A 9,089-nucleotide genomic window follows, 5' to 3' on the forward strand; every position below is an offset into this window, starting at 1 on the left:
GCCAGGCGGGGACAGCCCGGGCGGTGCAACCACCTGCTGTCCCTGTTGGCGCCCGCCGGGTCAGGCAGAGTGGCTGTGCAGGCGGTTCATGGCCTTGGCCCAGTCGCAGGATAGCGCCTGGGGCAATGTCGCCAGGCACTCGATCAGGGCGCCGTCGATGGCCTCGCGCTCGGTCTTGCCGGGGCGGCCCAGCACGTAGTTGGTGACCAGCTTGGCGCTGCCGGGATGACCGATGCCGATGCGCGCACGATGGAAGGACTTGTCGTTGCCCAGGGCGCTGATGATGTCGCGCAGGCCATTGTGGCCGCCGTGGCCGCCGCCCTGCTTGTAGCGCGCGCTGCCGGGGGGCAGGTCGAGCTCGTCGTGGGCGATGAGCATCTCGTCGGGGGCCAGCTTGAAGAAGTTGGCCAGCGCCGCCACCGAGGCACCCGAGCGGTTCATGTAGGTGGTCGGCACCAGCAGGTGCAGATCGCTGCCTTCGACAAAGGCCTTGGCGTAGAGGCCGAGAAACTTCTTCTCCGGGCGCAGCTCGGCGCTGGACTGACGCGCGACTTCCTCCACCAGCCAGGCGCCGGCGTTGTGACGCGTCGCCTCGTACTGGGTGCCAGGGTTGGCAAGGCCGATCAGCGCCTTGATCCTTGTCATGGTGGTCTCTCCGGTCAGCGGTGCGGGGCAAGCGCTTTGCTCAGGGCCTTGGCGACGAGGCCATGGGCAAAGCCCTCGGAAACGAAAAGGGCCACCGCAGTGGCCCCTGAATCCGGCAGAAAAGGATTACTCCTTGTCGCCTTCTTCGTCTTCGTCCTTGGCTTCGTCCTTCGCTTCCTCGGCAGCTTCTTCGCTGGCCTCGGCGGCGGCGGCTTCTTCCTCGGCGATTTCTTCCTCGGACTGCATGACCTTGGCCTTGGTCACGTTGACGATGGCCTGGTCGTGCTCTTCACCGTGGCTCAGCTCGACGATGGTCACGCCAGCCGGAACCTTGAGGTCGGACAGGTGCAGGGTGCTGCCGATCTCGAGGTCAGCGATGTTGACCTCGAGGTAGTCGGGCAGGTCCTTCGGCAGGCAGCTGATCTCGACTTCGTTGGCCAGCTGGTGCAGTTCACCGTCCTGCTCCTTGATGGCCTTGGACTCGTCCTGACCGACCACGTGCAGCGGAACGCGCATGGTGATCTCGTGAGTCGCATCGACGCGCAGGAAGTCGGCGTGGGTCACCAGCGGCTTGTACGGGTGGCGCTGAAGGTCACGCACCACGACCTGCTGGGACTTGCCGTCAACCTCAAGGTTGATGACGGAAGAGAAGAAGGCTTCGTCTTCCAGCGCCTTGTAGAACGCAGTCTTGTCGACGGCGATCGGCTGCGGCGTCTTTTCACCACCGTAGATGATGGCGGGGACTTGCTGGTTCGCACGACGCAGGCGGCGGCTCGCACCTTTCCCCAGGTCGTTACGAACATTGGCGGTAAGTTTGTAGTCAGACATGAAATTGCCTCTTGGCTAAAGTAAGGAAGCCACCGAGCCCGCGACCAGACCTCGGTGGTTCCAGATGCCCCGGTTGTCGGGGCGCGTTTCCCGCGCGATATGTCGCTTAGTGGAACATCGCGCTGACGGATTCCTCGTTGCTGACGCGGCGGATCGCTTCGGCGATCAGGCCGGCCACGCTGAGCTGGCGGATACGTCCGCTGCGACGCGCGGTGTCGGACAGCGGGATGGTGTCGGCCACCACCACTTCGTCCAGCACCGACTCGGAGATGTTGTCCACCGCAGGGCCCGACAGGATCGGGTGGGTGGCGTAGGCGACCACGCGCTTGGCGCCGTGTTCCTTGAGCGCTTCGCCCGCCTTGCACAGGGTGCCGGCGGTATCGATCATGTCGTCCACCACCACGCAGGTGCGGTCCTGGATATCACCGATGATGTGCATCACCTGGGCCTGGTTGGCCTGGGGGCGACGCTTGTCGATGATCGCCAGGTCAGCGTTGAGCTGCTTGGCGATGGCACGGGCACGGACCACGCCGCCGACATCGGGGGAGACCACGACCAGGTCGTCGTAGTTCTGACGCTCGATGTCGTCGAGCAGGATCGGCGAGCCGTAGACGTTGTCCACGGGCACGTCGAAGAAGCCCTGGATCTGGTCGGCGTGCAGGTCCATGGTCATGACCCGGTCGACGCCGGCCTTGACCATCATGTCGGCCACGATCTTGGCCGAGATCGGCACCCGGGCGGAGCGCACGCGGCGATCCTGGCGGGCGTAGCCGAAGTAGGGCACCACCGCAGTGATACGGGTGGCCGAGGCCCGGCGCAGGGCGTCAACCATCAGGATCAGTTCCATCAGGTTGTCGTTGGTCGGTGCACAGGTGGACTGCAGGATAAAGACATCCTTGCCGCGCACGTTCTCGTTGATCTCGACCGCGACCTCGCCATCGCTGAACTGGCCGACCGTGGCATTACCCAGTCGGCTGTCCAGGCTCTCGGCGACCTTACGGGCGAGTTCGGGGTTGGCATTCCCGGCGAAAACCATCAATTTTGACACGCGCAGCCACCTTTGCTGTGTTGGGTCTTCAGTGTGAGCCTGGGGGAGTGAGTCCAGGACTCAGAAGGAAGTTGGCTGGGGTAGGAGGATTCGAACCTCCGCATGGCGATACCAAAAACCGCTGCCTTACCGCTTGGCTATACCCCAGCATACGTCCTGCCTCACGCGGGCAGGGCGTCGAGGAGAGGCGATCGATTCAGGCCCAGGGCCTTGAAGGCGTGCCAGGTCGGCTGTTGGCATCGGACATCGTCCAGCAACTGGACGGCATCGGCCTCCGACTCCAGACGGGCAAAAACGCACGCGCCGGTACCCGTCAACATTGACGGCGCCCGGGCGTTGAGCCAGTCCAGGGCACGAGCCACCTCAGCATAGGCTTGCCTGACGGTGTCCTCGCAATCGTTGCGCCAGCTTGACGCTCCCCCCTTGAGTGCGCGCGCCATGGTAATGGCGGGGGTGTCCCGTGTCAATTCCGGCGCAGTGAACACGGCAGGGGTGGAGACCGCCACACCCGGGTGCACGACCACGAACCAGGGGGTGTCGAGTGCCACCGCGACAAGGCGCTCGCCGACGCCTTCCGCCCAGGCGGCCTGGCCGTGGACGAATACCGGCACATCGGCGCCCAGCGTCAGGCCCAGTTCGGCCAGACGCCGGTTCGTCAGTCCCAGGCCCCACAGATGATTCAGCCCGACCAGCACGCTGGCGGCGTCGCTGCTGCCACCGCCCAGACCACCACCCATGGGCAGGCGCTTGGTGACGCCTAGATCGGCACCGAGCGCGCAGCCGGTCTCGCGCTTGAGCAGGTCGGCGGCCCGCCATAGCAGGTTGGCCTCGCGGGGTACGCCCTCGAGACGGTCTGTCAGGGTTATCTCACCGTCCTGGCGCAGGCGCAGGTGGATATCGTCACCGTGGTCGAGGAACTGGAACAGCGTCTGCAGCTCGTGGTAGCCGTCGTCGCGACGGCCGACGATATGCAGCATGCGATTGAGCTTGGCCGGCGCCGGCAACGTCAGGGTCTGCTGCGCGCTGGCATCGGAAGAGAAAGAGGTGTCGGGCATGGGGGAGTCTATAAAGGGTGCTGTCCAGGGATCGGCTGACCGAAGTGATGGCGATCGGTGACTGGGGGCGGCGCCTGCCATCGGCGACCGGGATCGATGATGCTTCTCTCTTTAGGGAGCTTGCTGCAAGGAGCACGTCGACAGGAGGCAGAGGGCGATGGTGCTTCATTTTACCCGGGAGACAGGCTCCCGCCATCTGGGGCGGGAGCCGGCGCGACTACTGTTCCAGTGGCTGCCACTGGTTCACCACCAGGGTGGCGCGCAGGTCGTCATAGGTCATCACCAGCCGGTTGGGTAGCCAGGTGCCGTTCACATCCTTCCAGCCGCGGTAGTCGATCTCCCAGCCGTCCTGTTCAAGTGAAGCGGGGAAGCCGAGTTCGTCGTCGGTCAGCTCGAAGTCACTGTCGTCGGCGGGCAGGCCGCGCACCCAGTCGGTGAGGCTCGAGACCGGCAGCGACCAGCCCAGGCGCTGTTCCATCAGGGCTTCGGGGCTGTCGGCCTCGAAGCGACCCTCGCTGGTGGTCAGCGAGACGCGACCGTCGCGTCCTTCCAGGGTACTGCGGCCGGCGCCCATGGGGCCGGTGACCAGCAGGCGATAGTGGTAGGGGGTCTGGCGCCAGTCGAGGTTGGCGCTGGTGGATTCCTGCGGAGTGCGCAGGCCCACCTTTCCGGTCAGGTTCCAGGAGGTGAAGGCTTCCACCTGTTCGGTCTGGGCTTCCCAGTCACCGGCCTGGCGCTCCTGGCGCGGCTCGGTGACGCTCTGGGAGGTGGCGCAGCCGGCCAGCAGGCCGAGCCCCAGGGCGGCGGCGGTCAGGCGAAAACAAGACATCATCGCGGGGTCCTTGCGGGTAGTGGTCGTGGTGTCGGGGCGGTCAAGGCGCTGTTGCCGTTGGCTCAGGCCTGATTTCGGGGCGCCGATCGAGGAGATCGACGATCAGCGGGCGCTCGGGGAAGCGTTGCTGGGCTTCTTGCAACAGCTCGCGTGCGCGCTGCTTCTGGCCCAGGTCCCACAGCACCTCGATCAGGTGGGCGGCGACCTCCTGATCGGCGATCTCGCGCCAGGCGCGCTCGATCCAGGGTAGCGCAACCTCCGGTTTGCCCTCACGGTAGGCGACCCAGCCCAGGCTGTCGAGGATGGCGGGGTTGTCCGGCGAGAGTTCGTAGGCCCGCTGGATCAGTCGCCTGGCCTCGTCAAGATCATCGGGGTCGCCGGCATCGGCCAGGGTGTAGCCGAGGGCATTGAGCGCAACGGCGTTGTCCGGCTGCTGTTCGACCAGGGTGCGCAGATCCTGTTCGGAGGTGTCCAGGTCGCCTTCGCTCCAGGCACGCATGGCGCGGAAGTAGCGCAGGTCGCCATCCTCGGGGCTGCGCGCCAGCTCGCGGTTGAGCAGCGCTTCGGCCTCGGGCTCGAGACCTTGCTGGTCGAGCAGTTGCACTTCGGTGATGACCAGGCCGGTATAGGCATCGTCGTGACGCAGCCGCTCGACCCGCAGAAAGGCCCGGGCGTCCAGCAGCCGGTCGGCCTCGATCAGCATGCTGGCCGCGCGCTGTCGCGACAGCAGGAAGTCAGGGCCCGGCGGTACCCGGCGATAGTAGAGCAGGGCGTTGTCGACCTCGTCTTCCTGCTCGGCGATGCTGCCAAGCAATAGATAGAGGGCGCTGGGTGCCTGGGGATCATCGACCAGCGGCAGCAGCAGCCGGCGCGCCGGGTCGTGGTGGCCTTCTTCCAGATAGAGCTGGGCCAGGCCGACCCGCAAGAGGGGGTTGTCGCCACGGGTCTCGAGCAGGGTGTCGGTGCTGCTCTCGGCCGACACCAGGTTGCCCAGGCGAATGTCGGCCCGCGCCATCAACAACAGAAAGCGGGGGTCGCCGGGAGAGAGGTTGAGGCCGCGTTTGGCCGCCAGGCGGGCCTGGTGGTACTTGCCGGCGTCCAGGGCGATGCGTGATTCGGCGAGAATCCGTTGGGGGTTGTCGCGACTGTTGTTTCCCAGTGCGGCAATTCGTCGCTGGGCGCCCTCATTATCCCCCTGGGCCGAGTCGGTCAGGGCAAGCGCCAGGCGCAGGTCGTCTTGCCTCGACTCGGGGAGTGTGGGCTCGTCGAGCGCCTGTTCGAGGGTGCCGGCGAGCGCCGCCGGATCGCCGCCGCTGGACAGGGCGGTATCGACGAAGCGAGTGATGTCGGTGTCGTCATCGGCCGCGATCAGCCGCTGTTTCAGGGCTTCGTCCCAGTTGCCGCGTCCACCGGCGAGGTTGCCCAGGATCTGGGCGGCCACCGGCGCTTCGGGCGCCAGCTCCTGCCAGCGGCGCGCGGCGCGTTCGATCAGGGCGGTGTCATCGGTGAAGCGTGAAGCCAGGGTCGCGCGCTCGACCAGGGCGGCGGAGTGATAGCGCTCGGCTGCCTTGAGGTAGCCTTCGGTGGCGCGTCGATAGTCGCCCCGCTGACCGGCCATTTCGGCAATCAGCAGCGTCGACAGGCCGTCGGCATCGAGTCCACGGGTGATCGGTGGAGCACCGGCCATGGGGTCAGCCTGTGACGCGCTGCCTGGGCTGTAGGAAAAGCTCTGACAGCCGGCGAGCCACGCCGTCAGTGACAGGGTGGCCAGAGTGCAGGTCAGCTTTCCGTGGCGCGCGTTCGGGGGCATTGAGGCGTCATCTTCTCCATGAGAATTCTCAGCATAACGGCTTGGGGAGTCTTGGCAAAGGTCAATGCCCGGGGGAGCGAGGTCAGAGCTGCCTATGGTAGGATATGCGCCTTGCAGGAGCGGCCTGGTTGGCCGCTCCGGACATCATCTGATGAAGACGTCGAACGCATGACCCTGCTTGCCCTTGGCATCAACCATCGAACCGCGGCCGTCGAGGTGCGCGAAAAGGTGGCCTTTGGCCCCTCGCAACTCACCCGGGCGCTCTCCGAGCTGCGCGCGCTGCCGAGTGTGCATGAGGCTGCGGTGCTGTCGACCTGCAATCGCACCGAGCTTTATTGCGTGACCGAGTCGAGCGGGGAGAGCGAGGTGCTCGACTGGTTGAGTCGGTTTCATGCATTGCCCCGCGAGGACCTGCTGCACTGCGCCTACCACTATCTGGAAGGCGACGCCGCGCGCCATCTGATGCGCGTCGCCGTGGGTCTCGATTCCATGGTGCTGGGCGAACCCCAGATCCTGGGCCAGCTCAAGGATGCCTACCAGGCGGCCAGGGACGCCAGCGGGCTCGGCGGGGAGCTGGAGCGGCTCTTCCAGCATACCTTCGCGGTGGCCAAGCAGGTGCGCACCGAGACCGCCATCGGCGAGAACCCTGTCTCCGTGGCCTACGCGGCGGTCAGTCTGGCCAGTCGAATCTTCGACGATTTCTCGCGCGCCAGGGCGCTGTTGATCGGTGCCGGCGAGACCATCGAGCTGGTGGCGCGCCACCTGCATGAAGCCGGGGTGCACCAGTTGACGGTGGCCAACCGCACCCGCGAGCGGGCCAGTGCCCTGGCCGGCAGCCTGGGCGGCCAGGCCATCAGCCTCGACGAGATCCCCGTCGCCCTGGAAAAGGCCGACATCGTCATTTCGTCCACCGCGGCGCCCTTGCCGATTCTTGGCAAGGGCATGGTCGAGCGGGCGCTCAAGCGTCGCCGCCACCGTCCGGTGTTCATGGTCGATATCGCCGTGCCGCGTGACATCGAGCCAGAGGTCGGCGAGCTCAGCGACATCTTCCTTTATACCGTCGATGACCTGCACGAGGTCATCGAGGAAAACCGACGTCACCGCCAGGTGGCGGCGGACCAGGCCGAGGCGCTGATCGAGCACGGCGTGGCCCACTGGCACAAGGAACGCCGGGTGCGCGGGGCCGGCGAGGTGATCCGCGACGTGCGTGCCAAGGGTGAACGGCTGCGTGACGAGGCCCAGACCCAGGCGCTGGAGCGCCTGGCTAAGGGCGAGGATCCCGAGGCCGTGGTGCGTCGCCTGGCCCACCAGTTGACCAATCGCCTGATGCATCAGCCCACCCTGGCCCTGCGGGGTGCCGCCGCCGATGAGCGCCAGGACCTGCTCGAGGCTGCCGTCGAACTGCTGCTGGGCGAGCCCGAGTCCCGGAACTAGCCGGGCCTGGCTTGACCGCAATGCGCCTTCTTACATGATTTCAAGGATTTGCCGATGAAAGCTTCTCTGCGTGAGCGCCTCGATGCCTTCGTCGACCGCTTCGAGGAACTCTCTGCCCTGTTGTCGGAGCCCGACGTGATCAGCGATCAGCCACGTTTTCGCGACTACTCCCGCGAATACGCCGAGCTCGAGTCGCTGGTCGACGCCTGGCGCCGCTATCGTGGCGTCGAGGAAGACGTGGCCACCGCAGAGCAGATGGCCGAGGACGCCGACGCCGACATGCGCGAGCTTGCCCAGATGGAGCGCGAGGAGGGCGTGGCCAAGCTCGAGGAGCTGGAGGCCGAACTCAAGCGTCTGCTGGTGCCCAAGGATCCCGATGATGGGCGTAACGTCTTTCTCGAGGTGCGCGCGGGAACCGGCGGTGACGAAGCGGCGCTGTTCGCCGGCGACCTGTTTCGCATGTACTCGCGCTACGCCGAGAACCATGGCTGGAAGGTCGAGGTGGTCAGTGCCAGCCACGGCGAGCAGGGCGGCTACAAGGAGATCATCTCTCGGGTGAAGGGCGAGGGCGTCTACGCCCGGCTCAAGTTCGAGTCCGGTGCCCATCGCGTTCAGCGGGTTCCCGCCACCGAATCCCAGGGCCGCATCCATACCTCGGCCTGCACCGTGGCGGTGATGCCCGAGGCCGACGAGGTCAGTGACATCGACATCAACCCGGCCGACCTGCGGGTGGACACCTTTCGCTCCAGCGGCGCCGGCGGTCAGCACGTCAACACCACCGACTCGGCAATCCGCATCACCCACCTGCCCAGCGGTGTGGTGGTGGAGTGTCAGGAGGAGCGCAGTCAGCACAAGAACCGGGCCAAGGCGATGTCGCTGCTGGCGGCGCGGCTCAAGCAGTCGGCCCAGGACAGCCAGCGCCAGGAACAGGCCGACGCCCGTCGCTCGCTGGTGGGCTCCGGCGATCGCAGCGAGCGCATACGTACCTACAACTTCCCCCAGGGGCGGATCACCGATCACCGCATCAACCTGACCCTGTACAAGCTCAACGAGGTGGTCACCGGCGACGGCCTCGACGAGGTCATCGACCCGCTGATCCACGAGTACCAGGCGGAGCAGCTAGCCGCTCTGCAACAGGACGGCTGATGCGCTGTGATGTGCTGATCGCCCGGGCGACCCGCCGCCTCGAGGCCGCCGGCAGCCCGACGCCGCGACTCGACGCCGAGGTGCTGGCCATGGCGGCGATGAAGGTCGATCGCACCTGGCTCTACACCTGGGGCGACAAGCCCATGGCGACGCTGGCCCGGGCCCGCTTCGAGGCCTGGGTGGCGGCGCGTGCCCAGGGCATGCCGGTGGCCTACCTGACCGGTGAACGCGAATTCTGGGGGCTGGCCCTGGTGACCTCGCCCAGCACCCTGATTCCCCGCCCCGATACCG

At 66.5% G+C, this 9,089-nt stretch carries 8 protein-coding genes, 1 tRNA gene and 1 pseudogene; 3 read left to right on the top strand and 7 right to left on the bottom strand.

Annotated elements, in window-relative coordinates:
* Nucleotides 1–60 precede the first annotated feature (60 nt).
* From pth to NH448_RS20875, 7 genes are all read right to left on the bottom strand, one after another.
* The gene (gene pth / locus NH448_RS20845) at nucleotides 61–645 is read right to left on the bottom strand and encodes an aminoacyl-tRNA hydrolase (RefSeq protein WP_045995167.1); all 585 of its coding nucleotides are present in this window, start codon (nucleotides 643–645) and stop codon (nucleotides 61–63) included.
* Between the two features lie 126 nt (nucleotides 646–771).
* A complete protein-coding gene (locus NH448_RS20850; RefSeq protein WP_045995166.1) occupies nucleotides 772–1,473 on the bottom strand; it encodes a 50S ribosomal protein L25/general stress protein Ctc in 702 nt (233 codons plus the stop codon).
* A 106-nt stretch (nucleotides 1,474–1,579) separates the two neighbouring features.
* Entirely contained in the window at nucleotides 1,580–2,521 is a 942-nt protein-coding gene (locus NH448_RS20855; RefSeq protein ID WP_181248623.1) for a ribose-phosphate pyrophosphokinase, read from the bottom strand.
* A 72-nt stretch (nucleotides 2,522–2,593) separates the two neighbouring features.
* Nucleotides 2,594–2,668 (bottom strand) — tRNA-Gln (locus NH448_RS20860).
* Between the two features lie 14 nt (nucleotides 2,669–2,682).
* Nucleotides 2,683–3,576 carry a 4-(cytidine 5'-diphospho)-2-C-methyl-D-erythritol kinase gene (gene ispE, locus NH448_RS20865; protein ID WP_045995164.1) on the bottom strand — a complete coding sequence of 298 codons (894 nt, stop codon included), beginning with the start codon at nucleotides 3,574–3,576 and terminating at the stop codon, nucleotides 2,683–2,685.
* Nucleotides 3,577–3,793: 217 nt separating this feature from the next.
* Nucleotides 3,794–4,408, bottom strand: a complete 615-nt coding sequence (lolB, locus tag NH448_RS20870) for a lipoprotein insertase outer membrane protein LolB (RefSeq protein WP_045995163.1) — start codon at nucleotides 4,406–4,408, stop codon at nucleotides 3,794–3,796.
* A 40-nt stretch (nucleotides 4,409–4,448) separates the two neighbouring features.
* Complete coding sequence (locus tag NH448_RS20875; RefSeq protein ID WP_045995162.1) at nucleotides 4,449–6,218, bottom strand: tetratricopeptide repeat protein; 1,770 nt, start codon at nucleotides 6,216–6,218, stop codon at nucleotides 4,449–4,451.
* A 168-nt stretch (nucleotides 6,219–6,386) separates the two neighbouring features.
* Here NH448_RS20875 and hemA point away from each other — a divergent pair, with 168 nt between their 5' ends.
* The 3 genes and pseudogenes from hemA to NH448_RS20890 form a co-directional block, all read left to right on the top strand.
* On the top strand, nucleotides 6,387–7,652 hold the full coding sequence (gene hemA / locus NH448_RS20880) for a glutamyl-tRNA reductase (RefSeq protein ID WP_045995161.1): 1,266 nt from the start codon (nucleotides 6,387–6,389) through the stop codon (nucleotides 7,650–7,652).
* A 54-nt stretch (nucleotides 7,653–7,706) separates the two neighbouring features.
* Nucleotides 7,707–8,798: a peptide chain release factor 1 gene (gene prfA / locus NH448_RS20885; protein WP_045995160.1), complete on the top strand. Its 1,092-nt coding sequence runs from the start codon at nucleotides 7,707–7,709 to the stop codon at nucleotides 8,796–8,798.
* Nucleotides 8,798–9,089 (top strand): annotated as a pseudogene (locus NH448_RS20890) (protein-(glutamine-N5) methyltransferase, release factor-specific); the annotation flags it as partial. The gene prfA and the pseudogene NH448_RS20890, both read left to right, overlap by 1 nt.

It is taken from the genome of Halomonas sp. OfavH-34-E, assembly GCF_024124525.1.
In the GTDB taxonomy this organism is placed as follows: Bacteria; Pseudomonadota; Gammaproteobacteria; order Pseudomonadales; family Halomonadaceae; genus Halomonas; species Halomonas litopenaei.